The 25,641-nt window shown below is 64.2% G+C and carries 27 protein-coding genes; 20 read left to right on the top strand and 7 right to left on the bottom strand.

What is annotated here, in order from left to right; translation table 11 throughout:
- Nucleotides 1–62 precede the first annotated feature (62 nt).
- A complete protein-coding gene (locus ACR9ZN_RS26570; RefSeq protein ID WP_481273599.1) occupies nt 63–932 on the top strand; it encodes a helix-turn-helix transcriptional regulator in 870 nt (289 codons plus the stop codon).
- Nucleotides 933–995: 63 nt separating this feature from the next.
- Here ACR9ZN_RS26570 and ACR9ZN_RS26565 read toward each other — a convergent pair whose 3' ends face one another.
- A complete protein-coding gene (locus ACR9ZN_RS26565) occupies nt 996–1,352 on the bottom strand; it encodes an endonuclease domain-containing protein (protein WP_481273598.1) in 357 nt (118 codons plus the stop codon).
- Nucleotides 1,353–1,609: 257 nt separating this feature from the next.
- Between ACR9ZN_RS26565 and ACR9ZN_RS26560 the strand changes: the two genes are divergently transcribed.
- From ACR9ZN_RS26560 to ACR9ZN_RS26535, 6 genes are all read left to right on the top strand, one after another.
- Complete coding sequence (locus ACR9ZN_RS26560) at nt 1,610–2,461, top strand: DUF1963 domain-containing protein (RefSeq protein ID WP_481273597.1); 852 nt, start codon at nt 1,610–1,612, stop codon at nt 2,459–2,461.
- Between the two features lie 86 nt (nt 2,462–2,547).
- The gene (gene amaB / locus ACR9ZN_RS26555) at nt 2,548–4,083 is read left to right on the top strand and encodes an L-piperidine-6-carboxylate dehydrogenase (RefSeq protein ID WP_454812219.1); all 1,536 of its coding nucleotides are present in this window, start codon (nt 2,548–2,550) and stop codon (nt 4,081–4,083) included.
- Nucleotides 4,084–4,103: 20 nt separating this feature from the next.
- Nucleotides 4,104–4,865: a transglycosylase SLT domain-containing protein gene (locus tag ACR9ZN_RS26550; protein ID WP_454812217.1), complete on the top strand. Its 762-nt coding sequence runs from the start codon at nt 4,104–4,106 to the stop codon at nt 4,863–4,865.
- 177 nt (nt 4,866–5,042) lie between these two features.
- Nucleotides 5,043–5,786, top strand: coding sequence for a glycosyltransferase family 2 protein (locus ACR9ZN_RS26545; RefSeq protein WP_454812215.1), 744 nt, complete (start codon nt 5,043–5,045; stop codon nt 5,784–5,786).
- A 151-nt stretch (nt 5,787–5,937) separates the two neighbouring features.
- Nucleotides 5,938–6,921: a TAXI family TRAP transporter solute-binding subunit gene (locus ACR9ZN_RS26540; protein WP_434959399.1), complete on the top strand. Its 984-nt coding sequence runs from the start codon at nt 5,938–5,940 to the stop codon at nt 6,919–6,921.
- 208 nt (nt 6,922–7,129) lie between these two features.
- Nucleotides 7,130–9,493, top strand: coding sequence for a TRAP transporter permease (locus tag ACR9ZN_RS26535; protein WP_481273596.1), 2,364 nt, complete (start codon nt 7,130–7,132; stop codon nt 9,491–9,493).
- Nucleotides 9,494–9,526: 33 nt separating this feature from the next.
- Here ACR9ZN_RS26535 and ACR9ZN_RS26530 read toward each other — a convergent pair whose 3' ends face one another.
- From ACR9ZN_RS26530 to ACR9ZN_RS26520, 3 genes are all read right to left on the bottom strand, one after another.
- A complete protein-coding gene (locus tag ACR9ZN_RS26530) occupies nt 9,527–10,459 on the bottom strand; it encodes an ATP-grasp domain-containing protein (RefSeq protein WP_481273595.1) in 933 nt (310 codons plus the stop codon).
- Nucleotides 10,460–10,469: 10 nt separating this feature from the next.
- Entirely contained in the window at nt 10,470–11,555 is a 1,086-nt protein-coding gene (locus tag ACR9ZN_RS26525; protein WP_481274396.1) for a glycosyltransferase, read from the bottom strand.
- Nucleotides 11,556–11,714: 159 nt separating this feature from the next.
- Nucleotides 11,715–11,903 (bottom strand): hypothetical protein, encoded by a 189-nt coding sequence (locus ACR9ZN_RS26520; RefSeq protein WP_454812208.1) that lies wholly within the window; start codon nt 11,901–11,903, stop codon nt 11,715–11,717.
- Nucleotides 11,904–12,293: 390 nt separating this feature from the next.
- Between ACR9ZN_RS26520 and ACR9ZN_RS26515 the strand changes: the two genes are divergently transcribed.
- Both ACR9ZN_RS26515 and ACR9ZN_RS26510 read left to right on the top strand, forming a co-directional pair.
- Nucleotides 12,294–13,013, top strand: coding sequence for an outer membrane protein (locus tag ACR9ZN_RS26515; RefSeq protein ID WP_481273594.1), 720 nt, complete (start codon nt 12,294–12,296; stop codon nt 13,011–13,013).
- A gap of 105 nt (nt 13,014–13,118) precedes the next feature.
- Nucleotides 13,119–14,072, top strand: coding sequence for a GDP-L-fucose synthase family protein (locus ACR9ZN_RS26510; RefSeq protein ID WP_481273593.1), 954 nt, complete (start codon nt 13,119–13,121; stop codon nt 14,070–14,072).
- Between the two features lie 18 nt (nt 14,073–14,090).
- Here the strand turns inward: ACR9ZN_RS26510 and gmd are convergent, their stop codons facing one another.
- Entirely contained in the window at nt 14,091–15,149 is a 1,059-nt protein-coding gene (gene gmd / locus ACR9ZN_RS26505; RefSeq protein WP_454816656.1) for a GDP-mannose 4,6-dehydratase, read from the bottom strand.
- Between the two features lie 184 nt (nt 15,150–15,333).
- Here gmd and ACR9ZN_RS26500 point away from each other — a divergent pair, with 184 nt between their 5' ends.
- On the top strand, nt 15,334–15,975 hold the full coding sequence (locus ACR9ZN_RS26500) for a YceH family protein (RefSeq protein WP_434959392.1): 642 nt from the start codon (nt 15,334–15,336) through the stop codon (nt 15,973–15,975).
- A 33-nt stretch (nt 15,976–16,008) separates the two neighbouring features.
- On the opposite strand, the gene ACR9ZN_RS26495 is transcribed toward ACR9ZN_RS26500, so the two are convergent.
- Together ACR9ZN_RS26495 and ACR9ZN_RS26490 are read right to left on the bottom strand one after the other, a co-directional pair.
- Nucleotides 16,009–16,341, bottom strand: a complete 333-nt coding sequence (locus ACR9ZN_RS26495) for a hypothetical protein (RefSeq protein WP_434959391.1) — start codon at nt 16,339–16,341, stop codon at nt 16,009–16,011.
- Nucleotides 16,342–16,433: 92 nt separating this feature from the next.
- A complete protein-coding gene (locus tag ACR9ZN_RS26490; RefSeq protein WP_434959390.1) occupies nt 16,434–17,177 on the bottom strand; it encodes an XRE family transcriptional regulator in 744 nt (247 codons plus the stop codon).
- A gap of 291 nt (nt 17,178–17,468) precedes the next feature.
- Here ACR9ZN_RS26490 and ACR9ZN_RS26485 point away from each other — a divergent pair, with 291 nt between their 5' ends.
- The 10 genes from ACR9ZN_RS26485 to ACR9ZN_RS26440 all read left to right on the top strand — a co-directional run bounded on the left by ACR9ZN_RS26485 (nt 17,469) and on the right by ACR9ZN_RS26440 (nt 25,641).
- The gene (locus tag ACR9ZN_RS26485) at nt 17,469–17,636 is read left to right on the top strand and encodes a hypothetical protein (protein WP_434959389.1); all 168 of its coding nucleotides are present in this window, start codon (nt 17,469–17,471) and stop codon (nt 17,634–17,636) included.
- Nucleotides 17,637–17,689: 53 nt separating this feature from the next.
- On the top strand, nt 17,690–18,094 hold the full coding sequence (locus tag ACR9ZN_RS26480) for a hypothetical protein (protein WP_454812203.1): 405 nt from the start codon (nt 17,690–17,692) through the stop codon (nt 18,092–18,094).
- 305 nt (nt 18,095–18,399) lie between these two features.
- Nucleotides 18,400–18,906 (top strand): hypothetical protein, encoded by a 507-nt coding sequence (locus tag ACR9ZN_RS26475; RefSeq protein WP_454812202.1) that lies wholly within the window; start codon nt 18,400–18,402, stop codon nt 18,904–18,906.
- 413 nt (nt 18,907–19,319) lie between these two features.
- Entirely contained in the window at nt 19,320–19,685 is a 366-nt protein-coding gene (locus ACR9ZN_RS26470) for a Bbp19 family protein (RefSeq protein ID WP_481273592.1), read from the top strand.
- Nucleotides 19,685–20,500 (top strand): hypothetical protein, encoded by an 816-nt coding sequence (locus tag ACR9ZN_RS26465; protein ID WP_481273591.1) that lies wholly within the window; start codon nt 19,685–19,687, stop codon nt 20,498–20,500. The genes ACR9ZN_RS26470 and ACR9ZN_RS26465 overlap by 1 nt, the downstream gene beginning before the upstream one ends.
- Before the next feature lie 25 nt (nt 20,501–20,525).
- The gene (locus ACR9ZN_RS26460; protein WP_434959384.1) at nt 20,526–21,527 is read left to right on the top strand and encodes a major capsid protein; all 1,002 of its coding nucleotides are present in this window, start codon (nt 20,526–20,528) and stop codon (nt 21,525–21,527) included.
- A 232-nt stretch (nt 21,528–21,759) separates the two neighbouring features.
- Nucleotides 21,760–22,200 (top strand): Bbp16 family capsid cement protein, encoded by a 441-nt coding sequence (locus tag ACR9ZN_RS26455; RefSeq protein ID WP_481273590.1) that lies wholly within the window; start codon nt 21,760–21,762, stop codon nt 22,198–22,200.
- A gap of 1 nt (nt 22,201) precedes the next feature.
- Entirely contained in the window at nt 22,202–22,501 is a 300-nt protein-coding gene (locus tag ACR9ZN_RS26450) for a hypothetical protein (RefSeq protein WP_434959382.1), read from the top strand.
- 87 nt (nt 22,502–22,588) lie between these two features.
- On the top strand, nt 22,589–23,176 hold the full coding sequence (locus tag ACR9ZN_RS26445; RefSeq protein ID WP_481273589.1) for a phage connector family protein: 588 nt from the start codon (nt 22,589–22,591) through the stop codon (nt 23,174–23,176).
- Entirely contained in the window at nt 23,176–25,641 is a 2,466-nt protein-coding gene (locus ACR9ZN_RS26440) for a discoidin domain-containing protein (protein WP_481273588.1), read from the top strand. The genes ACR9ZN_RS26445 and ACR9ZN_RS26440 overlap by 1 nt, the downstream gene beginning before the upstream one ends.

Raw genomic sequence — 25,641 nt, 5'->3', positions numbered from 1 at the left:
GCATCGGTGCCTGCGCTATCCTGGTAAAGTAGTGATCTTATCGTATTATAATGGCTAACAGGATGAGTGGGCAGCTCACGCAGGAAATCAGACTCGGCAGCTATCTGAGGGATCGCCGCGCCAAGCTCGACCCAGCCGCCTTCGGCTTTGGCCCGGCGCGCCGGCGCACGCCTGGCCTGCGCCGGGAGGAGGTCGCCCAGCGGGCCAATATCAGCCCGACCTGGTACACCTGGCTCGAACAAGGGCGCGGCGGGGCGCCCTCGGCCGACGTGCTCGACCGTATCGCCCGCGCCCTCCTGCTGACCGAGGTCGAGCGCGAGCACCTCTTCCTGCTCGGCCTCGGCCGCCCACCCGAAGTGCGCTACCGCAAGGGCGAGGACGTCACGCCACGGCTGCAGCGCGTACTCGACGCGTTGGAGCCGAGCCTGGCCCTGGTCAAGACGGCGACCTGGGACATCGTGGCCTGGAACCGGGCCGCCGCCGCGATCCTGACCGACTACGGCGCGCTGCCGCCCCATCAGCGCAATGTCCTGCGCTTCATGTTCCTCGATCCGCGCGTGCGCGCCGCGCAATATGACTGGGAGAGCGTGGCTCGCTTCGTGGTTGCGACCTTCCGGGCCGACACGGCGCGCGCCGGTGCGGCGGTGGAAGTGGAGCCCCTCATCGAAGAACTCTGCCGGCTCAGCCCCGAATTCGAGGCGATGTGGCGCGACAACGACGTCCGCGCCCATGGCGACGGCGTCAAGCGCCTGCGCCACCCCGTGCTCGGCCCGATCACGCTGGAATATTCGGCCTTTACCGTCGACGGCCGGCCCGATCTGAGCATGCTGGTCTACAACCCGACGCCGGAAGATCGCGACAGGATCAAGGCCTTCCTCGACGGGCTCGAGACGATCTCCCCTCTCCCCGGTGGGGAGAGGGGTCGGGGGTGAGGGAAGTCGCCTCAGAAACAGAAGTTTCCCTCTCCCCATTGGGCGAGAGGTTCTCGGCGCCTATCAATCAAGCTTCCCCGCAGCCGCTGCGATCTCGCGCAAAACCGGGTCGAGTTCCCCCATCACCTGCTCATTGGGGAAGCGCAGGACGATAAATCCCATGGCTTCGATGGCAGCCGTGCGCTTGGCGTCATAATCGCGCTGATCATCGTGATGGACGCCATCAAGCTCGACTACCAGATGTCGTTCGATACAGAGAAAATCGACCGTGTAATCCAGCAGGGGTACCTGTCGTCGAAACTTCAGCCCTTCGAGCTTTCGCCCGCGCAGCGCTTGCCAGAGTCGATCTTCCGGCTTGGTGCGGTTGACCCGTAGATGACGGGCAAAGCGGCGTTGCTCGGTGGCTAGGATGATACCCACGGATGGAATTCGGCAGCGACGAGACGAGAATGGGGCATGGGCGATTACGCAAGCGAAAAGCCTCACGTTATTGCGCACACCCCCTCTCTCGAGTCGGGAGAGGAGTCAGGGGTGAGGGAAACTGGCAAGCATTCATCAGCTTCCTCCCTCACCCCAGCCCCTCTCCCCACCAGGGAGAGGGGGGACACGTGGAGGTTTCTCGCGGCAGCCTCAGACGGTATGAGAATCCCCAACCGTCTTGATCCCCGCGAGCTCCCATGCCCGATCCCGTCCCCTCTCCCCGCCAATTGCTCGAGAATGTTGGCCTCGGCGCCCATGCCGAACGCATCCTGCCCCATGAGCTGCCCGCCATTGCGATCCTGCTGGGCACGGGGGCCGGAGACGCCGGCCAGAGCCGGATTGGCGGCTTGCCGGACCTGCCGGCCTCCTTGGCCTGGCCACGCACGGCCAAGGGCGAGGCCATGGAGTTCGCGCTCCAGATAGCCCTCGCCGAGCTCCCCGCCGCCGCCAGCGCATTGCCACGGACCGGCATGCTGTATGTCTTCATCGGCCTCGACGAACCGGCGACCAATGTCGAACACCGCATCCTGCTTCACACCGGCACGGAGCCCCTGCATCCGGCCGCACTGCCCACCGAGATTGCCTTCGCCAACGACATGTTGGCCGATGTCGAGCCACGCCGCCTCGAATTTGTGGCCGTCCCCGACTTCCCGCGCTGGGCCACGCAGGATTTTTCAACAGTGACCCGCGACATGAGCGAGGACGAGCACGACACCTACAACGAGGATTTCATGTGGTCGCTCGAGCCGAAAACGGCGAGCCCCATCCTCGGCAAGCTGTTCGGCCACGCCGCCGGCATCGGCTCGGACCCGCGCGAGGACGCCTATGTGGTGCGGGAGGTCAATCCGAAGTGGCTCTACAACGCCCGGGAACGCGCCAGGCTCGATCTTGCGCCGGCGCGTAGCTGGCGTCATCTGCTCACCATCGATTCCTGCATGCCCCTCGGTCTCGGCGTCTGGGACGCCGGTTATCTGCAATTTCTCCAGCACGAGAACGACCTCGAAAAACTGGACTTTTCCAGGGTCTATGCCGCCGTGGAGAGCAGCTGAGAATCCGCTCGACGTGCAAGGGGTTCCCCACGACGGCCAAAAAAGGTATGAGCGTCGCCATATCGCGTTGAATTGAGCGAGTCATCATGACCAGTCCTGCCGCCGAAACCCGCCAGCTTCTCGAGGCTCTCGGGGTTCCGGCCAACCGCTTCACCGGCGGCTCCCGCACCGTTCGCACCCCCCTTACCGGCGAGACCATCGGCGCCGTTCAGGAAGACAGCCCGGCTGAAGCCAAGGCCGCCATCGGCAAGGCGCAGGCCGCTTTCGAAACCTGGCGCAAGGTTCCCGGTCCGCAGCGCGGCGAACTGGTTCGTTTGCTCGGTGAGGAGCTGCGCGCCGCCAAGACCGAGTTGGGGCGCCTGGTCTCACTGGAAGTCGGCAAGATCGCCTCCGAGGGCCTGGGCGAAGTGCAGGAGATGATCGACATCTGCGACTTCGCTACCGGCCTGTCGCGCCAGCTCTACGGCCTCACCATCGCCACCGAACGCGGCGACCATCGCATGATGGAGCAGTGGCACCCGGCCGGCGTGGTCGGCGTAATCTCCGCCTTCAACTTCCCAGTCGCGGTGTGGAGCTGGAACGCGGCACTGGCCTTCGTCTGCGGCGACAGCGTGGTGTGGAAACCCTCCGAGAAGACCCCGCTCACGGCGCTCGCCGTCGAAGCCATCTTCAACCGTGCCGCCAAGCGCTTCGGCGGCGTGCCGGACGGCCTGCTCACCCTCATCCTCGGCGCCCGCGAGGTCGGCGAGGTGTTGGTCGACGATCCGCGCGTCCCCGTCATCTCGGCCACCGGCTCCACCGCGATGGGGCGCATCGTCGGCGAGCGCGTCGCCCGCCGCTTCGGCCGCTCGATCCTCGAACTCGGCGGCAACAATGCCTCCATCGTCACGCCCTCGGCCGATCTCGATCTGGCCTTGCGCGCCATTGCCTTCGCCGCCATGGGCACCGCCGGCCAGCGCTGTACCTCGCTGCGCCGCCTGATCGTGCATGACAGCGTCTATGACGCCCTCATCGGCAAATTGAAGAAGGTCTACGCCGGCATCAGCGTCGGCAATCCCCTCACCACCGAATCGCTGGTCGGCCCGCTGATCGACAAGGCCGCCTTCGACGGCATGCAGAAGTCGCTCGACGAGGCCCGCAAGGCCGGCGGCACAGTGCATGGCGGCGCCCGCGTCGCGGAAGCCGGCCCGCAAGAGGCCTATTACGCCCGTCCGGCCCTGGTCGAGATGCCGGAGCAGGTAGGCCCCGTCGTTAACGAAACCTTCGCCCCGATTCTCTATGTGCTGAAGTACTCGGCGTTCGACGAGGCCCTGGCACTGCAGAACGGCGTGCCGCAGGGCCTGTCCTCCTCGATCTTCGCCACCGACATGCGCGAGGTCGAGCGCTTCGTCTCCGCCCAGGGTTCTGATTGCGGCATCGCCAATGTCAATATGGGCCCCTCGGGTGCCGAGATCGGCGGCGCTTTCGGCGGCGAGAAGGAAACCGGCGGCGGGCGCGAGAGCGGCTCGGACGCCTGGAAGGCCTATATGAGGCGCCAGACCAGCGCCATCAATTACGGCCGGACCCTGCCGCTGGCGCAGGGCGTGAAATTCGATGTCGACGACGGAGGGACGAGCCCTTGAGGATGGCGGAGACGAGACGCTTGAGAAACCTTAAATTTGCGCTGGCCGGCTGTGTGACAGCCGGTTTCCTCACCCTCCCCGGTCTGGCACAGGCGCAGACGCAGGCACACCAGGCCCCCTCGCAGGCCGTGGCGGTTGAAGCGCCCGGCCCGGTCCTCAAGGCCAAGGCCAAGTTCGAAAAGCGCGCCAAGCGTTCCGGCGCTGCGGCTACCTCCGTTGCCAAGGCTCCCGAGACGATGAAGGCTGGCGAAACCACCCTCGCCGTCATCCCTCTGCCGCCCTCCCGCCCGCGCGACATCGCCGATACAGGCCAGGCAGCGCCCGCCGCACACGAGGCGGAGATCCAGACCGCCAGCATCCCCGCGGCGGCACCGGCGGCCATACAGAAGACTGCTGCCGAGCCTTTGAATCTCAAGCCCCTCGGCAATGTCGATTCCCTCATCACCAAGCATGCCGCCCGCTACAACGTGCCGGAAAGCCTGTTGCGCCGCGTGGTCAAGCGTGAAAGCGGCTTCAATCCCGGCGCACGTAACGGCCCCTATCTCGGCCTGATGCAGATGCGGCTCGATACCGCCCGCGGCATGGGCTATCAGGGTGGCCCCACCGGGTTGTTCGACGCCGACACCAACCTCACCTATGGCGCCGCCTATCTTGCCAATGCCTGGCGTGTCTCCGGCGGCAGCCAGGACAGGGCCGTGCGGCTCTATTCCAGCGGCTATTACTACGAGGCCAAGCGCAGGGGCATGCTGCCGCATCTGATCAAGGGCAAGCCCAGCCGCTAGAGCATAACCCAGAAAAGTTGCACGACTTTTCGGCCAAGATCATGCGTTGAAACAAAAACTTGGAGAGCACGATCCGATCAGTTTGATCGGATCGTGCTCTCCAAGGAGGGAACAACCCTTCTCCGCGAAACGGAGAAGGGTTTTCAACCTTCAGTAGCGACCCGCGCCATATTCGACATGTCCCAGCCCGAACTCAGCATCATCGTTCCCACCAAGGACCGCCCCGACCTTCTGCGACGGGCGCTGGCTTCGGCGCAGACTCAATCCTTCCGGGATTTCGAGCTCGTCGTGGTGGATGACGGCGACGGCAGTGGCGCGCGGCTGGCCGAGGAACTCGGCCTCGATCGCTTCCAGGCCCTGCTCACCGGTGGCAGCGGCCGGGTTCCGGCCCGCAATCTCGGCGTCGCAGCGGCGCGCGGCCGGCGCATCGCCTTCCTGGACGATGGCGACTGGTGGGCCGAGCCGGACCACCTCGAGCGCATGCTCGCCAAGGCCGATAACCGAGGCCTCCTCTATGCATCCGGCTGCATCGTCACCGAGGGCGATCGTACCGATGCCGGCAGCGAACTCACCTTCGACGCCCATGCCGACAGCCAGGCGATCCGTCGCGACAACCGCCTGCTGGTTTCCGGCGTGATCTATCCGCGCAGCCTGCACCAGAATCTCGGCCCCTTCGACGAGAAATTACCCTATTATTGGGACTGGGACTGGTATTTGCGCCTGTTCGCGGCCAGCGTACCGTTCTCCGGTCCCCTGAGCGGGGCCGTGCGCATCTCGGCCCGGGAGGACAGTGTCTCCGCCGCAGCCAAGCTCGCCACGCGCCAAGTCAATCTCGCTCGCTTCTCGGCCAAGCACGGACTCGGCCAACTGGTGCTGCGCAACCACGAGTCGATTGCCCGGGAGGGCGGCCGGCCTTCGTGAGGAAGCTCCGGCTGGAACTCTACTCTCGCCCTCATGAAAAATCTCCCGATTGCCGTAGCGTTTCGGCAAGGCGTCTCGGCATGCTTGCGGATCGACGATTGCTCCCTATGATCTGATGCAACCATAACGAACATCATCCAGGGAGATCCACATGTCCGCCATGCTCCTCAACCGTCGTCACCTGCTTTCCGCCGGCGCCGGACTTGCCTTCGCCACCATCGCGGGGCCTGCAATGGCGCAAAAGCGCATTCGCATGGTAATCGCCACCGGCGGCACCGGCGGCGTGTTCTATCCCTATGGCGGGGGCCTGGCCAAGATCCTGTCGGAGAAGGTCCCGAACCTGCAGGCGACTGCGCAGGTCACCGGCGGTTCGGTCGACAATGCCAAGCTGCTGCATGCTGGCGAGGCGGAACTCGGCTTTTCCACCCTCGATTCCACCTATGACGCAGTCGAGGGCCTCGGCGCCTATGAGCAGGACGGCAAGCAGGACATACGCGTGCTCGCCGTGCTCTATGATTCCTTTCTACACGTGGTGGCCGGCAAGGATGCCGGCATCACCAGCATCGCCGATCTCAAGGGCAAGCGCGTCTCCATCGGCTCGGCAGGCTCCTCTACTGAATCGATCGCCGACCGCGTCCTCCTCGCCGCCGGGCTCGATCCCAAGACGGACGTGACGCGCGACAATCTCGGCGTCGCCGAATCGGTCGGCGCACTCAAGGATGGCAAGGTCTCCGCTTTCTTCTGGATCGGGGGCGTGCCGACCTCGGCGGTGCGCGACCTTGCCACCACCGGCCAGCCGCCGATCAGCTTCATCCCTGCCGATGCCGAACTCGCTGCGGTGGAGAAGAAATATCCAGGCCTCTATCGGCCCTTCCTACTCAAGAAGGACGCCTATGCCGGCCTGAGCGGCGACGTGCCGGGCCTCGGCATCGCCAATGTCCTGATCGTCTCGGCCAAGGCCGAGGACAGCCTGATCACCACCATGCTGGACGGCATCTTCAACAATCTCGACGACGTGCACAAAGTCCACCCGGAAGCGCGCAAGCTCTCCCTTGCCACGGCAGCGACCAAGACGGCGGTACCCTTTCATCCGGCGGCGGAAGCTTATTACAAGGCCAAGGGCGTCTTGAAGTGAGGGGTTGGCTTTGAAGCAGCAGACGCGACCTTTGTCATTGCTGGGCTTGACCCGGCAATCCAGCCTTTCTTTCAACGTGAGGCCGGCGGAAGAGCTGGATGCCCGGGTCAAGCTCGGGCATGACAAAGATTGGAGCCTTTAATCACCCTCTATCTTCCATCGAGGAGCGGGGTTCACCGGCATTGCGCCCCATCACAAAGCAACCAGCATGCGTGAAACCGAAACCAGGGTCGAGCTGACCGAAGAGGAATTCGAGAGGCTCGCTTCCGACAATGAGGGCGGCCCGGCCGCGCATCTTTCCGGCTGGCTCGGGCGGGTGACCGGCCTTTCGCTCTTCGGCCTTTCTGCCTATGTGCTCTATTGGACGCAGTTCGCCGTCAACACCACGATCTACCGGGTCAGCTTCCTGGCCATCGTGCTGGCGCTGGTCTTCGCCCTCTTCCCTTTGGTGCGCGACCGCGCGCCGCGGGCCGCCTCGATCGAGGAATGGCTGGCCGGGCTTCTCGGCGCCCTCGCCTGCATCGCTTTGGCGCTGCAGAGCGGCATCTTCGCCCGCAGCCTGCCGGCAGCGCTGCAGCTCGTTGTCGTGGGTCTCACCTTTGCCCTGATGCCGCTGGCAACGCGCAGCCGGCTCTTGATCACCACCCGCGTGCTCGACTGGATCCTGGTCGCTCTCTGCGTCGGCACGGCGCTGGTGCTGTGCCTGACCATCGAGAACTACAAGGCCCGACCCACGCGCCCGACGCCGGAAGAACTGGTGCTCGGCGGCGCGCTGATCCTCCTGGTACTGGAGGCAACCCGCCGCACCGTCGGCTGGATCCTGCCGGCGATCGCCATCATCTTCCTGATCTATTGCTATTTCGGGCCATCGATCCCCGAGCCCTTCGACCATCGCGGCTTCTCCCTGCAGCGCATCATCGGCCAGAACGCCTTGACGCTGGAAGGCTTATTCTCGACGCCGCTCGACGTCGCCGCCACCTTCATCATCCTGTTCACCATCTATGGCGCAGTGCTGGAGCGTGGCGGCGCCGGCAAGTTCTTCATCGATTGGGCCTTCGCCCTGTTCGGCAAGAAGCCATCGCCCTCAGCGCCCGGCCGCGCCGTGGTGACCTCGGGCTTCCTGCTCGGCACCGTCTCGGGCTCGGGTGTCGCCACCACCGTGACCATCGCCTCCCTTGCCTGGCCGATGCTGCGCCGCTCGGGCTATACGCCCAACGTCGCCGGCGGCATGCTCTCGGCAGCCGGAATCGGCGCCACCCTGTCGCCGCCCACGCTGGGGGCGGCCGCCTTCATCATCGCCGAATATCTCAATGTCGATTATCTCGACATCCTGATCTACGCCACCATTCCGACCCTGCTCTATTACCTCTCCTGCTGGCTGATGACGGAGGCGGATGCCCGTCGCCTCAAGGTCACGCCGGTGAAGACATCCGACGCCTCGTTGTGGCAATTGACCCGCAGGGAGGGCTATCACTTCCTCTCCCTGGGTGCGATCGCCGTCTTTCTCATTCTCGGCTTCACCTCCTTCCTGGCGGTGTTCTGGTCGATCGCCATCGCCTTCGGCCTGTCAATGATCCGCGCGCATTCCCGCCTGGTGACGCCGCGCGCCTTCGCAATCGGTGTGGTCGCCGTCCTCGCCGCCTATGGCTTCGGCAAATCCGGCCTGTCGGCGCAGATCGGCTTGGTCAATCTCTTCGACGGGCGCATCTCGGTCTGCGTGTTCTGGGGCATGGCTGCAGCGGTGCTCGCCTCCGCGCTGGAAGCCTGGCTGGCCCTGCGCGCCGGGCGCACACCGACCCCGGCCTCGACGCGGATGATCGAGGCCTTGATCGACGGTTCGCGCTCGGTGCTCGGCATCGCCTCGATCTGCGCCTGTGCCGGCATCATCGTCTCCGTGGTCAACCTCACGGGCCTGGGCCTCACCATCTCCTCGATCATCGTCACGCTTGGTGGCGGCGAGCGGGTGGTGGTGATCATCCTCGCGGCCATCGCCATGTGGATCCTCGGCACCGCCGTGCCGGTTACGGCGAGCTACGTCATCGCAGCGGTGATGCTGGTGCCGGCACTGACCGGCGTCGGTGTCCCGGAACCGGCCGCCCACATGTTCCTGTTCTATTACGCGGTGCTGGCGGACGTCTCGCCGCCTACGGCGCTGGCGCCCTTTGCCGCTGCCGCGATCACCGGCGGAACGCCCTTCCGCACCATGATCCAGGCTTGGAAATACACGCTGCCTGCCTTCCTGGTGCCCTTCATGTTCTGCCTGACGCCGGACGGCCTGCGCCTGCTCATGCTTACCCCCAGCGGCGGCTGGCCTTCCGATCTCGGCGAATGGCTGCAGGTGCTGCTGACCACCGCGACCTCCTGCCTCGCCCTCGTCGGCCTCGCCATAGGCGCGACAGGCTATGCCCTGCGCCATGCCAAGGCACTCGAACGCATCTTGGCCACCATTGGCGGTGCTCTGCTGCTCGCCGCCGACGCCTTGGCCGATCTCGGCGGAACCGCCTTCCTCGGCGTGGCTCTCCTGCTGCACTGGCTGCGCGTGCGTCCCACACTCGGCGAGAAGGAAGCGTAGACGGGGCAAATACCCCTCGAAGAATTCCTCCGCCTACTCCGCCTCGGCCCGCGTGCGCTCCACCAGCAGGCGGGCACAGGTGCGGAAGGCATCGAATTCGGCCGTGAGGCTCTCAACACCAAGGCGCTCGCGATAGCGGTCCGCCAGCTTGCTGGAAAACATCCAGGTGCCACCGCCCGGATTGACCTCGATGATATAGAGTTCGCCCGTCTGTGCCCGCAGGATGTCGCAGGCCTGCAGAGCCACTTCCGGCATGGCCCGGTAGGCCTCGGCAGCCAGGGCCAGGATGTCGGGCTCATGGGTGGCATAAACGAAAACATCGGGCGGCGCCGGCATGAAGTCGGCAACCTCATAGGTCTCTTTGGTGAGATCGAGCGCCAGCGGTCTGGTGGATTCGCGCCCGAAGGTAAAGATGGTCTCACCGAACAGAGTCAGCACACGGCAGGTCATGGCATGGCCGCAATCGACGAATTTCTGCGCGATCATCGGCCCCTGGCGGCCAGGATGGCCAGAGGGATAGTCTCCAGGCTGCCTGTAGCGAATTTTATCGCTGTGCTGGAGCTCGACGCCCTGGCCCCAGGAGGCGAAGGGGTAGGACGGCTTGACCACCGCCAAGGGACCGTAAATCTCGGGCGAGAGCATCGTATCGGGGCCGATCTCCTCGAAGGGTGGCACCGGCACGCCGGCCGCAGCCAGCCGCTGCACTTCGACCAGTTTCGACATCGGCTGGCCCTGATAAATCCTGCCACGATCCGGCTTGAAGCGCAGTAGCCGGATCGGCGAAAAAATCAAGGCCGGCCGGGCGGCGGCCTTCTTGCGCGTATAGGAGGAAGGGGCGTCGTTGGAAGCGATGAACACCTCGATATCGGGCGCCATTTCCTCAACGAAGCCCTTGATGGCTTCGAAATCAGCCACGCTCTGCCAGCCTTCGCTATGCACCAATACGAGATTGTGACTCGGTTCCATCCGAAGGCTCTCACACATTCACTGGCGAGCCGCCGCCAAAGGCTGCGGCCTTGACGCGATAGGCCAGCACCTCGGGAGCAAGGCGCGATGCATCCGCAAAATATTTGCCGGCTTCGGAATGCCGCTGCAGATCAAGGCAGGCGAGCGCCGCCAACTCACAGGCCTTGTCGGTAAACAGCGCACGGTCGAAGGCGAGCCAGCCATCGGGCAACCCATCCGGGTCGATATCGCGCAGGAAATGAGCGACCTCAAGCGCCTGCTCGGCCCGACCGGCCGCCAGGAGTGCGCGGCCCTTGAGAAAATGCAGGGCATAGTCGTCGGGTTGGCGCGCCAGCGCGGATGCAATCAGGTCAAGCGGATCGCGTCCGTGCTGCAGTTCGGTCCGCGCCAGGAATTGATAGAGCAGGCTCGCGGTCGCACTGCGATTGTCGTCATCCTGCCCTTCGGCCCGCGCGAGGCCTTGCCGGGCGGCATTCTCGGCCTCTTCCAGCCGGCCGAGCCCGGCATAGGTCTCCGCCAGATGATGCCAATAGAACAGCCGGTCGGGATCGAGCGGCAAGGCCTGCTCCAGCAAAGCCAGATTGCGCGGATGCTTGTGGGAGATGTCGCCATCATAGCCCAGATGATCGATCTCGACATCCGTCTGCACCACCGGCCACCCTTCCTGCCGGCTCACCGCCTTGATGGCGGGTACCATGGTCTCATGAATCATGCCGGCAAAGCGGATGCGCGGATCGGCCCGGAACAAGCGCCATTCGCGATAGCGGGTGAAATTGGTCTTGGGCTGGAAGCGCACGAAGCCGGCGACGGCCTCGGGATCGATATAGTCAGCGAGGCGGCCGCCCCGCGGCAGGCCCAGGCGCTCATCGGCATCAATATAGAGCACCCAGTCGGTGCGGACCTGATCGAGGCCGAAATTGCGCGGACCGGCGAAGTCCCCTCGCCAGGCCTGGTGCAACAGCCGCACACCGGCGCTTTCGGCGGTCTCGATCGTACCGTCGGTTGAGCCGGTATCGACGATGACGATCTCGTCGACCTTTTCAGCCAGCGTTTCCAGGCAGCCCTGCAGAAATCGCGCTTCGTTCTTCACGATCATCGCCGCGGATGTGCTTACCCGGCTCTGCATCATGGGAAACCCGATATTTCAGATAAAACAAAGCCTCCGATGCAACAAGCGTCGCCGGAGGCCCTGCGTATAATAACGATGGAAATGGAAGAGCGTCGTTGGCGCCACCTTCTCAGCAGCGCAGCGCCGTCATTCCGCGTCGCCAACATTGCCCATCATCGACAAGGCATTGTCGGTCGACATTTCCTTGACGGACATCGACAGCACCTTGGGAGCCTCGTAGGGCGCGCGGGCAGCGAGGACGCCAGCCTTCTTGACGGAGGCCGTCGGAGCCGAGTTCGCGGCATTGAGCTTCATAGCGGTGGCAGTGGCGGCCATCTTAAACCTCGTCGTTTCTTGCAGCAGGCGGTATGCCATTTTGGAAACCGATGGATTCACGTGTAGGTAGAAGATAGGGAGCTGTCAATCGAGGAGACGGCAGCGGCGACGACGGCCCACCGCTTCCTCTGGGGAACTGTCACGGAAACGCATTCCGTGCCCATATTTCTATGACTGGCCAGGGCTTTTTCTAGTGCATGAGAGGTATGATTCGGTATCGGTACTCAAGTACTGTTACCGATCTGCCACATCCCATGGCGAAAATATGGCTGGCGACCGTAATGCCGGGCAATTCCTTTGACTTGGAATCGCAGCTCTCTCATAGCTTTGCATATAGGAATGTTTCGGGACCGAATAAGTCGCGGTACCGGGTAAGAGCGAGGGGCGTTGATGTTCAAGGCAATTTTCGTACCGACCGTGATGGCCGTGGCCCTGTTTGCGGGTGCAGCCAGCGCTGCCGACCTCGCCCCGCAGGCCGTCGAGCCCGTCGCTCCCGCCTACACCCCCTATAACTGGTCGGGTCCCTATATCGGCGTGCATGCCGGCTATGGGTGGGGCCGCGAGGACGACAACCAGAGTCACCTGTTCTCAGAGAACGGGCCGGTCCCCGCCGACAAGTTCAACATGAACGGCTTCGTCGGTGGCGCGCATGCCGGCTACAACTACCAGATCGACCAATTCGTGATCGGCGGCGAAGCCGATATCGACTACACCGATCTCAAGGGCAGCCATCTTTACAGCTATTCGGGCGGGGGCGTCACCGGACGCCTGCAGATGAAGAGCGAGTGGCAGGGTTCGCTGCGTGTTCGTGCCGGCTACGCCATCGACAATATCCTGCTCTATGCCACCGGCGGTGTTGCCTTCGCCAATGGTAAGCTCTCCGACCGGGGTCAGTCCTTCGGCACCCCCTATGCGTCGAGCGACGACAACACCCATATCGGCTGGACCGTGGGTCTGGGCGCCGAATATGCCTTCACGCAAAACTGGATCGGCCGCGCCGAGGTGCGCTATTCCGACTTCCAGAAGAAGGGCTATGAAACGGCCAATGGCCGGGTCAAGGCCGGCTGGAATCAGACCACAGCAACGCTCGGCGTCAGCTACAAATTCTGATCCGATCGACCACAATTCGACAAAAACCCGGCCCTGCGCCGGGTTTTTGTTTTGGCGGGCCTGCTATAGAGGGGATGGTGGAGACCGAACCGAGGTGAAATCCCCATGATGTCGCTGCACGGCAAACGGGTGTGGGTCGCCGGCCATCGCGGCATGGTCGGGGCCGCGTTGATGCGGCGGCTGCAGGGCGAAGGCTGTACCCTGCTGACGGCGGGCAGAGCCGAGCTCGACCTCAGGCGGCAGGCCGAGACGGAGGCCTGGATCGAGCGGATGCGCCCTGAGGTAATCTTCCTCGCTGCCGCCAAGGTCGGCGGCATCCTTGCCAATGCCAGTCTTCCGGCCGATTTCCTCTATGACAATCTCGCCATCGAGACCAATGTCGTGCATGCGGCCGCGCGGGCCGGCGTGGCCAAGCTCGTCCTGCTCGGCTCGAGTTGCATCTACCCGCGGGAGGCTGCCCAGCCGATTGGCGAGGACCAGTTGCTGTCGGGCCCGCTCGAACCGACCAATGAATGGTATGCGATCGCCAAGATCGCCGGCCTCAAGCTGGTCCAGGCCTATCGGCGCCAGCATGGCTGCGACTTCATCGCCGCCATGCCCTGCAATCTCTATGGCCCGCACGACAATTTCGACCTGGCGTCGAGCCATGTCCTCGCCGCCTTCATCCGGCGGGTGCACGAAGCCAGGCTGCGCGGGACACCCTCCATCGAGATCTGGGGCAGCGGCACCCCTCGGCGCGAATTCCTGCATGTCGACGACTGCGCCGACGCTTTGGTGCACCTCGCCATGAACTATTCCGACGAAAAGCCGATCAATATCGGGGCCGGACGGGACATCACCATCCTGGAGCTCCTGGAAGCGGTGAAGCGCGTCGTCGGCTATACCGGCGCCACCACGCATGACCGCAGCAAGCCGGACGGCACGCCGAGCAAGCTGATGGATTCCTCGCGCATCGCCGCACTCGGCTGGCGCCCACGCATCGGGCTCGAGGAAGGCCTCGCCGAGACCTATGCCTGGTATCTTGCCCAGGAGGGCAGGCTCAAACCTGCGCGGCCCTAGCCTTCTCGATCTCCGCCTTCATCCCGCCACATTATTGCCGCGCGCAGCTTCGAGATCGGCAGCCATCATCTCGGCCACCAGCCTCTCGAAAGTGGTATAATGTTGCCACCCAAGTACGCTCTGTGCCTTGGCTGCATTGCCGATGAGGCAATCGACTTCGGTGGGCCGGAAATAGCGCGGATCGATGGCGACGAGTTCGCGCCCGCTGGCACGGTCGAGCCCCCTCTTCTGCGCCCCCTCGCCGACCCAATCGAGCGAACGGCCGACATGGGCAAAGGCCAGTTCGACGAAAGCGCGCACCGAATGGGCGCAGCCCGTCGCCAGCACATAATCATCAGGCTGATCCTGCTGCAGCATGCGCCACATGCCCTCCACATAGTCGCGGGCATGGCCCCAGTCGCGCCGGGCTTCGAGATTGCCGAGATAGAGCCTGTCCTGCCGGCCTGCCTCGATCGCCGCCACCGCCCGGGTGATCTTGCGACTGACGAAAGTCTCGCCGCGCTGCGGGCTTTCATGGTTGAACAGGATGCCATTCGAGGCGTGCATGCCATAGGCTTCGCGGTGGTTCACCGTGGTCCAATGGGCATAGAGCTTGGCGATGGCATAGGGGCTGCGCGGATTGAACGGCGAGCTTTCGTCCTGCGGCTGGTCGCTCTGGCCGCCATAGAGTTCGGAAGTGGAAGCCTGGTAGAAGCGGCAATGCTTTTCCAGCTTGAGGGTGCGGATGGCCTGCAGCAGGCGCAGCGCCCCGACGGCATCGATGTCGGCGGTATATTCGGGCATGTCGAAGCTGACGCGCACATGGCTCTGCGCCGCCAGATTGTAGATCTCGTCAGGCTCAACGGCATCGACGACACGGATGAGGCTCTGCCCATCCTGCATGTCGGCATAATGGATATGCAGGCGGCGCCCCTCGACATGCGGGTCCTGGTAGATCGTGTCGAGCCGCGCCGTGTTGAAGGAGGAGGACGGCCTCTTGATGCCGTGCACCTGATAGCCCTTGGTCAGCAGCAGCCTGGCGAGGTAATAGCCGTCCTGGCCCGTCATGCCCGTGATGAGTGCCGTCTTGCCGTTCATGCCGCCCTCCCCTGCCGGCCTTGCACCCGTCGCAGAGGCAGCCATTTCACACATCCGGTATGGATCAGAGCGCTTTCCCCCGCAAGCCGGGAGGGCGGGAATGGTTGCCGCCCAGTTGAGTTATGGCCGGCAAGCGGGTAGCACTCGAAGCTGAACACCTTCGCGCAAACAGGCTGCTTTTTGCATGTCCCAGGAACCGCCCTTTCTCAACGCCATGGCAGCCCGCATCTTCGGCTGCCTGATCGAAAAGCAGCTGCTGACGCCGGATGCCTATCCGCTGACGCTGAACGCGCTGCAGGCCGCGGCCAACCAGAAAACGTCGCGCGAGCCGGTGATGGCCCTGGAGGCGGGGGAGATCGGCCACACGCTCGCAACGCTGGAACAGCAGGGACTGGTGCGCCGCGCCTTCGGCTCACGCGTGGAGCGCTATGAACATCTCGCCGGCCAGCGCTTCAACCTGACCAAGCAGCAATCGGCCCTGCTGGCGGTGATGCTGCTGCGCGGGCCGCAGACCCTGAACGAGTTGCAGAGCCGAACCGACCGCATGGCGAGCTTCGGCTCGGTCGACGACCTCAAACAGGAGCTCGATCTGCTCGCCAGCGCCCGCCCGCCTCTGGTCAAGGAGATCGGTCGTGCGCCCGGCCAACGCGAGGACCGCTTCGCCCATCTGCTTTCGGGCGATGTCGAGGTCTCCATGATCGCCAGCCCAGCCCCTCGCGCCGCCGCGCCATCCTCTTCGGCCCTGACCGAACTCGAAGAGCGCGTGCGCATGCTGGAAGAGCAGGTTGCCGACCTCAAGGCCAGGCTCGACGCGGTGGGCGCCTGAACGGGAGGGGATGGATCAAGGGGAAGGCGCGCATCACGCCGCCTCCCGGCGATCACGGGCGCGATCATAGGCGCTGGGCTTTTGCCGCCAGTACCCTTCCACGGCCTCGGCGATCAATGCGCCATAAACGGCATCGACGATGAGGGCGTTGCAGATTTCGTCAAACCAGGGATCGTCCTCTCTCAGTGTGACGAAAGAGGCCTTGCGCTCCTGGCGGTTCCAGACATTGAGTTTCAGGCTGTCGAAACGCATCGCGGTGCGGGAAAGGCCGAAGCCGATGTGAGCGGCGCCATCGAGAGGTCCGGCCAGCAGGCCGCCGATCCGGACGAGATGAAGCTCCTCGAAGGCCAGGGTATAGTCGGACATGGCTGACAGCTCCCATCATGGGCAAGACCCGCAGTGCATGAGAGAAATGTTCCCAATATGGGTACATTTTGTCAACCCATAATGGGACCAAATCAGAAAAAATGCCAGCCGGCGACGACCTTGCCGACGATCTGCAGCTCGTCCTCGCTGCGGGCGATCTGGACGTGGCCGCCATTGTCGCTGATCACCCGAATGGCGTTGTCGCCGAGGATCTTGGAAGTTTCGATACGCTTGGCCTGGATGTCGCCCCAGCGATCGCGGATGGCATAGATTCCATCGGGCGAGGGAATGCGATGGCGGGTATCGATGATCAGCGGCGTTCCCGGCGCGATGGTTGGGCGCATGGAATCGCCCTTGGCCTCGATGATCAGAAGTTCCCCGGGCTTGGCACCGATGCCGCGTAGGAACCAGGGCGGGAACACCCAGGCATCGGGCTTGACGGCATCGCGCGTCTCGAACTTGTCGCCGTCGCGGTAATAGGCATGCGCCACCTGCCCGCCTCCGCCCATGCCGGCGCGGGCGTCCACCTCGACGATGCCATTGCTGGGAATGCGCGGCGGCGCATCGGGGTCCAGCGCTTCGGGCGCCTCCGGTTCGAAGAAGCCGTCGGGCTGGTGCTCGTCGGGATCGAAGGAGGCGAGATGCAGGCGGTTCGACATCAGGTCGCCGGGATCGACCTTCAGCGCCGCGGCGGCCCGCACGATCCATATGTCCGACAGGCGCCGCTCGCCCCGCTCCAGCTTCACGAGCTGAGACCTGGTTGTACCCATTGCCTGGGCCAGCGCTTGCTGCGACAGGCCCTTGGCGTTGCGCAAGGTTTTGAGATTGTTCCCCATACGGGTACAATGCCTTAGAAATCAAACCCTGGCTAGAATTATTTTTGGGAACATTCCTCTTGTTTAATGAACCCATAATGGGTACATTAGAGTTATAGCCATTGCACGCTCCCTCCCGGACCAATCGCCCCCGAGCCCTTCGCATCGGGAGCCGATGTCTCCCGCCAGGCCGTGCGAAAAACCAAACCGGGCAAGCATTTTGCGCGCGCCGCGCGACCTCCGGAAGTCCGGAGGCGGTACGCGGCACCGTGACGCCCGACGGACTGACGACAGGAAGAAGGAGGCAGCCTCATGCAGCAGCCGGACGATCCGGGCTTCGCCCGCCACGACGTCGCAGGGGACGGATTGCCCGGCCCCAGCCACGACGGCGGCACCCGCCTCCTCGGCCTCGCTTTGTGTGCCCTCTCCGGCGCCTTCCTCGCAGCAATCGTCAGCCTCGTCACCGCGTGGCTGCGATGAGCGCTCCCCTTTTCAGCCCCTTTTCCTCGCAGCCCCTTTCATCGGAGATCGACATGGCGATGCCGAACAGCAAGCCCCGGCACTATCGTGCTGTGGACCAGCTCGAAACCGCGCGCGCCCTGCGCGCCAAGGGTGCCAATCTGCGCCAGATCGCCCGGGCCCTCGGCCGCAGCCATCGCGCCGTAACAGCTCTCCTGGCCCAGCTCGGCCCATCCCCAAACCAGGTCGAAGGCGACGAAAGCGAGGAAACGGGCGAGCAGGATCGCCAGGCGCAAGCGCTTCGCCGGGCCACGCTGCAGCATCTCAACGACATCCGGCGCGAACACGGCTTCGACAAGCGCTGGGAAAGCTATGCCCTGCGGCCGGAGACGGCGACGCCTCTCGATAGCTGGCGCGCCCTCGACTTTTCTCCCATCGGTTCGCCCGCCGAGATGTGTGCCGGCCTGCTCGAGCACTGAAGCGCCCGAAACAGGCTCGAAGCGACTCATCCAATACCAGTCTGCATAGAGGTTGCCCCATAACCGGATCTGCCACGCTGTCATTCCCGGCGCCGCCAAAGGCGGCGGGAAGGGAATCCAGGGGTCACGTGACTGTCTTGGGGCTCCTGGATCCCCTTCCCCTCGCTTCGCTCGGCCGGGGGTAACAGGTCACCTACTCCGAAAGCTGGCTAAGTCATGAGCCGGCTCGTTAATCTCGCGAAACGGGACGCCCGGTATTCGCCACCATCTACCCCCCTCTTCCCATAACCAGGAGGCCGCCTGAGATGCGCCCCTCTCCCTTCTTGAAGATCCGTCAACGCGAACCTTCGGGCCGGCTCCAGCGCGAGAGCGTCGCCGAAATCACCGCCACCGCCACCCGGAACCGTATCCGCATGGGCGTCCGGCCCGGGGAAGCACGCAGCCAGCTCGCCGGCTCGGTGTTCGGGCGCCTCTGCCTGCAGCAGGAGATCAATGCCCGACAATATGAGGCGGGCTGCCGCTTCGGCGCCGCCGTGATCCGCTACGCCAAAATCATGGGCTTTGCCTCGCCCAACCCGCGCTCGCTCGACATGCTGATGCTGGGCGGCGGCGGCCATGGCGAGGAAGCCAACGATCCCGAGGCGATCGCCAAGGCGCGTCGGCGCTATGAGGACATGTTCACAGCCCTCAATGACGCGCCGGACGGCAAGCGCTATCTCAAGGCACTCAAGACCTGCATCCTGCAGGATCGACATGCCGAGTTCGGTGATTTACGCTGCGGATTGAATATTCTTTGCCGACTATGGGGTTGACGGCGATCGACTGATATGGCAGATTAAGAGCATGAGATAAAGCGCCCGGCCGAAAGGTTCGGGCGCTTTTTTGTGCACGGCTCGCCTTCACTAAGAAGCGCGGTCGCCATCCTTGAGAGCTCTTTCGTCGAGAACACGGATCGAATTGGCTCGGCCATTGCCGGGCTCAACCCGGCACTCCAGCTAGCCCCTCCAGGCATTGAAGACAGCTGCGCTGGATGGCGCGACACCGGCACCGTCCGGGCGCGCCGATCCCAGTGACCTGCGAGCCTGTCGCCAGACCCGTTCCCGCCTTCTGCCAATCAATGGTTCCAGGGCCCGGCTGCACGCCCGCCCTCCCTCATCCTTGAACATTTCCGATCCCCAACCCCGCCCCCGGCGGGGTTTTTTGTTGCCCACATCGGAAACCCAGCATGCCCAATCCCTCCGGCGGCCCTGCGCGCGTCGCCCTTGCGATCAACTGGCTGGCGCTCGCCAGGCTGTTCCGGCGCGCCCGTGGCGACGAGGCCACGCTCAAGCTCGCCCTCTCCTATCACAACGTCTTCGATCCCCGGAGCGAGGACGTGCAGATCGTCCTCGCCGACCTCGCCGACTACACCGGTTTCTACCAGGTGAACGGGGAAGGCATCCCACCCGACGACCGCGCGTTTTCGGATGGTAAGCGAGCCGCCTTCGGGCGGCTTTTTCGTTTTCTCAACCTGACTGACGAGGAGAAGGCCGCGCTGGTGCAAGCCGCGCGCACCGAGGCCATCGCCAGTTCCAACCAAGGCATCATCTGATGACTGACGAGGCAAACCCTGGGGCCGCCATGGCGGGAACCCCGGACGGCGCCACCGTTCCCCCGGCCAACAACGGGTCGCCGGCCGGCGGCGCGACTGACTTCCTTGCGGGCCTGCAGAATGCGGAAAGCCGGCAATGGGTCGAAAGCAAAGGCTACAAGGCGCTAGATCCGCTGGTGGAGTCGGCGCGCCACGCCGACCGCATCCAGGCCGAGTACAACGAGTTCAAGGCCAAGGCCCTCACACCGCCGGCAGCCGACGCAAAGCTCGAGGACTGGCAGGTCTTCTATGCCAGGCTCGGCCGGCCCGAGACGGCCGAAGGCTACGAATTCCGCCTGCCCCAGGGCCTGCCCGACGGCTTCGCCTATGACGGCCAGAGCGCCAGCGCCTATCGGGGCTGGGCGCATGAGGCCGGCCTCACGCCGAGGCAGGCCCAATCCCTCCACGATCGCTTCGTACAGCACCAGGCCGGACAGCAATCGGCTTATGTGCAGGCCATCGTGCAGCGGGGCGAGGCCGCGCAATCGGCGCTGGTCAGGGCCTGGGGCGACACGAACACCGAGGCCTTCCGCCAGAACGTCGAGTTCGCCGACCGCTTCATCCGCCAGAACGGCGGCGAGGCGCTGATGGGCGAATTGAAGTCGAGCGGCCTGATCTCCCCCGATGGCTACGTGCTCTCCCCCGCCCTGGCCCAGGCCATGGCGAGGGCCGGCAAGGCGCTCTACGCGGAAGACCAGTTCGCAACCGGCGGTATGGCGGCCCAATCGCGCTCGGCAGCCGAGACCCTCTATCCGGTCGATCCGTTCCGGCGGTGAGACCTTTTCTCAAAGGAAGCAAACCATGGCCGTGATCGGCAATTCCTATCCCACGCTGGTTGATGTCACCAAGCGGCTCGACCCCAACGGCAAGCCCGCCGTGGTGGCCGAGCTCCTGTCCCAGCTCAACGAACCACTGCAGGACATTCCCTGGATCGAGGGCAATCTGCCCACCGGCCACAAGACTACGATCCGCACCGGCCTGCCGCAGGCGACCTGGCGGCGCCTCAATTACGGCGTGCCGCCGGCCAAGAGCACCACGGCCCAGATCACCGATGTCTGCGGCATGCTGGAAACCTATTCGGTGATCGACAAGGACCTCGCCGATCTCAACGGCAACACCGCCGCCTTCCGCCTGACCGAGGACACCGCCTTCATCGAAGCGATGAACCAGCAATTCGCCCAGGCGCTGTTCTATGAATCGGTGGGCGTCAACCCCGATCGCATCACCGGCCTGTCGCCGCGCTATTCCAGCCTCACCGCCGGTAATGGCGTCAACGTCATCGATGCCGGCAGCACCGGCGCCTCCAACACCTCGATCTGGCTGGTGGTGTGGGGGCCGAACACCCTGCACGGCATCTATCCCAAGGGCACCACGGCCGGGCTCACCCACCAGGACGTTACCACCTCGGCGCCGATCCTCGACCCCAATGGCGGGCGCTACCAGGCCTACCAGACCAAGTATCAGTGGAAGTGCGGGCTGACCGTGCGCGACTGGCGCTATGCCGTGCGCATCGCCAATATCGACACCACCACCGCGGCCGGCGGCCTGCAGTCGGCGACGCCGCCCAACCTCTACCGGCTGATGGTCAGGGCCATCAACAAGATCCCCTCGCTTAAGATGGGCAGGCCCGCCTTCTACGTGAACCGGGCGGTGAAGACCTGGGGCGACATCCAGGCCATGGAAAAGTCGACCCTCGCCTTCCAGACGGTGACGGACGCTCAGGGCCAGCCCTTCCTCAGCTTCCGCGGCATCCCGGTGCGGCTGACCGACCAGCTCCTCAACACCGAGGCTCGCGTGGTCTGAGATCCGCTGACTTTCCAGAATGAGGCGCTCAATCCTTCCCCGGCTGCGGGGAAGTCCGGAACATCTTCGCAAACGAAGATGTTCCTTCCATCGCTGCACGGCAGCGACGGAAGGGGGAGAGTGGCGCCACGCTCCCCCACCCGGCCCTTCGGGCCACCCTCCCCGAAACCGGGGAGGGATTGCCGCGCTTCACGCGTCTTTCCCTTTCCTTCCCATCATTGGAGCCATGTCCATGATCCTGGACCAGCAACTTCTGTTGTCGGACAAGCAGGCGATCACCGCCAGCGCCGTCTCGACCAATACCATCGACCTCACCCAGGCCCGCGATCCCGGCCCCGGCGACAGCCTGGAACTGGTGATCCGCGTCAACACCGCGCTCACCGGCGGCACCTCCGTGCAGTTCGCCTATGTCACCTCGGCCAGTGCGGATCTGTCATCCCCCAATGTGATCGTGCAGACGCCGGCCATCCCGGCCGCCAGCCTCACCACCGGTTCGGAATGGCTGCGCGTGCAGGTGCCGGCCCTTTCGCTCGATGCCCAGCGCCAGCGCTATCTGGGCGTGCAGTACACCGTGGCCGGCACCTTCGCAGCCGGCACGGTGACGGCGGGCCTCGTCGCCGATCGCGAGGCGATCGTCAACTACCCCTCCGGCCTGAATGTGGGGGGCTTTTGAGATGGCGCGCTATCTCGTCAAGGCCAAGGCCTATGTCGACGGCCGCATCGTCGAGGCGGATGAGGAAGTCGAGCTCGTCGGCAAGGTGCGCGAAGAGGACGAGCATCTCGAGCTCATCCCGGACAAGGCCAATGAGCGCGAGGCCAGGAACGAGGCCGAGGCGGTCGACGCCGCCATTCGCGCCGAGGCGATCAAGGCCAAACTCGTCGACGATGCCGGCAGCGCGATCGACGAGGCGACGCCGATCGAGATCGTGAACCGTCGGCTCGCCGAATACAAGCAGGCCAACGCCTTCAGGTAAGGCCAAAGCCTTCGAGTCAGACCGGGCGGCGCAGCGCTTCGCAAACGCGCCGCCCGGCGAGACCCATCTTCGCGGCCTGGAGGCCTCATGTCCGTCAATCTCGACATCACTGAGATCAGTAACCTGGCTCTGGATTATCTCGACGAGGTGCCTTTGGCCTCCATCGACGACAATTCGGCCGTGGCGCGCTGGTTCCGGCGCAATTTCTGGCCGATGGCCTGGAGCCTGATGCGCCGCCACCCGTGGAATTTCGCCATGGCTCGCACCCTGCTGCCGGCATCGGCCACACCGCCCGCTTTCGGCTGGACTTTTGCCTACGACCTGCCCGTGGATTGCCTGCGGGTGATGGCGCTGACGGTCGATGGCACCGAGAACGCCAGGAGCATTCCGCACAAGGTCGAGGGCAGCCAGATCCTCACCGACGAACCGGCCCCGCGCCCCGTCCGCTATGTCAGGCGCGTCGAGAATACCGGCCAGTTCGACCAGCAATTCACCGACGTGCTTGCCATGGCCCTGGCGCAGAAGGCGGCGCATTTCATCACCGGCAAGGCCTCCTATGCCGAGTCTCTTGGGCAGAAGACGCAAGCAGCCCTTTCCGAGGCGCAGGCGATCGATGCCCTGGAAGGCACGCCGGATGACATCGAAGACGATTTCTGGATCGAGGCTCGTTCCTGATGGGCGCTTATGAACTCAAGCCGGTCTTCTCGCGCGGCGAGCTTTCCCCCAAGCTGCACAGCCGTGCCGACCTCGAGCATTTCAAGACCGGGCTGAAGGAATGCCAAAATTTCATGGTGATGCGCCAGGGCGGCCTCACCCGCCGCCCCGGCACGCAATTCGTGCAGGAGGTGAAGAATTCATCGCGTACCGCCCGCTTCATCCCGTTCATCTTCTCGGCAAGCCAGGCCTATATGCTGGTGTTCAACGCTGGCGTGTTCCGGGTCTATACGCTGGGCGGGCGGGTCGGCACAGTGGAGGTGCCCCATCCTTACGCCGATGCGGACCTGTTCCAGCTCGATTTCGACCAGACAAATGATGTGCTCGACATCACGCACAAGGGTTACGCGCCGCGGCGGGTGAAGCGGCAGAACGATACGTCGTGGTCCATAGAGACAGTCAATTTTCGGTTTGGACCGTACCTGCCAGTGAATGATACAGCAACCTCGCTTACGCCCAGCGGGACCGGTAACCCTATCCCGAAGATGAACAGCAACACCACACCGAGCGGCACGGCGGCTGCTAGTGGCACAGCGCTAGGTGCGCCATGGAGTGCGTTTGATCGTGATGCTGGCACGGCCTGGCATAGCGATTCCGGTGCACAAGCCTGGCTCTCCTACACTTTCCCCGCTTCACACATCATCGTCGGCTATGCCGTACAGGCAACCACCCAGCTTGTCACCAGCACCCCCGTTACCGATCGCGCTCCTAAATCGTGGACCTTCGAAGGGTCGAACGACGGCATGAATTGGACAGTACTTGATAGTCAGTACGCTCAAAGCAACTGGTCAGCTGGTGAGACGCGATATTTCAGGTTCACCAATATCACGGCGTACATTGGCTATCGCCTTAACATTACATCCAACAACGGTGGTCAGTACGTTACAATCGGCGAGCTAGCATTTACCGAAGAACCAGTCGCAGCACCAGCGGTGACAATCACTGCATCATCAACTGTTGGCATTAATAGTGGCGCCGGTTTTACCGCTGACGATGCCGGGCGTATTGTGGCACTTCTGGGATCGAACGCAGTCTATCGCTCGTTTATCATTACAGCCATTATCTCGCCCACAGTTGTGCAAGCCAAACTCGATGACTCCCCTCTGCCCGTTGCACAGGGTACGCTGCAATGGCGCCTTGGCGCCTGGGGAAACACGCCCGGGTGGCCGGCGCACGTCGCCACCTTCGAACAGCGCAAGGTCTATGCTCGCACGAATGCCCAACCGTCCGCCATTTGGGCGACCAAGACGGGTGGCTATGGTTCTTTCCTCGACTTCTCCGTTTCGGTACCGGTGAAAGACGATGACGCGATTTCTTTCACCCTCACCGACGTCAACGAAATCCAGTGGATTGCCGAGGGCTCGGATCTCTTGATCGGCACCGCCGGCGCCGCCCGCACCATGGGCCGCGACAGCCCCAACCTGCCCTTTTCGGCCAATAACTTCCGGCAGTCCCTGTCCTCGACCTACGCCTCGCAGGCGATCAGGCCGGCCAAGGTCGGTAACTCGACGGTCTTCGTTTCCAGCTTCGGCAAGGCACTGCGCGAATTCGTGCCGGCCGACAGCGGGGCCGGCTATGCCACGCCGGATATCTCAGTGCTCTCCGATCACCTCTTCGTCTCCGGCATCACCGAACTCTGCTATGCCCAGGAGCCCGACAGCGTGGTGTGGCTGCCCAACGGCAAGGGCGAGTTGATCGGCATGACCTATGAGAAAGATCAGTCCATGGCCGGCCTTCATCGCCACGTAATGGGCGGCAATGGCTTCGTGGAAAGCTGCGGGTCGATTCCCGGACAGGGTCGCAACGAGGTATGGCTGATTGTCCGGCGCACGATCGGTGGCGCGAACAGGCGCTATATCGAACGGATGGCAGCGCCCTTCGAGGCGGCCGCCTCCACGCCCGACAAGGCCTGGTATCTCGACAGCGCCCTGCAATATAGCGGCGCGCCAACTACCGGCATCACCGGCCTCGGCCATCTTGAGGGCCAGCGCGTTGCGATCCTGGCGGATGGGGCGCGCGAGGCCGACCAGATCGTTACCGGCGGCGCCGTCTCGCTTGCCTCGGGACTGCCAGCCAGCACGATCACCGTCGGCCTGCCTTTTATCTCGCGCACCCGCCTGATGCCCTCGCCCACTTCGGCCGGCGATGGCTCGGGCCTGGGGCGGCGCAAAAAAATCGTCTTCGCCAAGATCGATTTCCTCGCAACCGGATCGCTGCGCGTTGGCCGACACGAAGCCACGGCCGAGGAGATCACCCCGCGTCACACTAGCGATGATCTCGGCGCCGCCGCCCCACTCGCCACCGGCTTCTACGACGCTCGCCCGCAAACGAGCTGGGGTGACGAGGGCGAACTCGTGCTGGTCGCCGACGGCCCCTTGCCGGTGACAATCCGTTCCATCAGCCTCAACACCGATCCGGAGCCCTGA

The organism is Labrys sp. HAY1-8F (genome assembly GCF_056754975.1).
The sequence above is the reverse complement of the archived record's forward strand: the minus strand, read 5'-3'. Positions and strand labels throughout refer to the sequence as shown.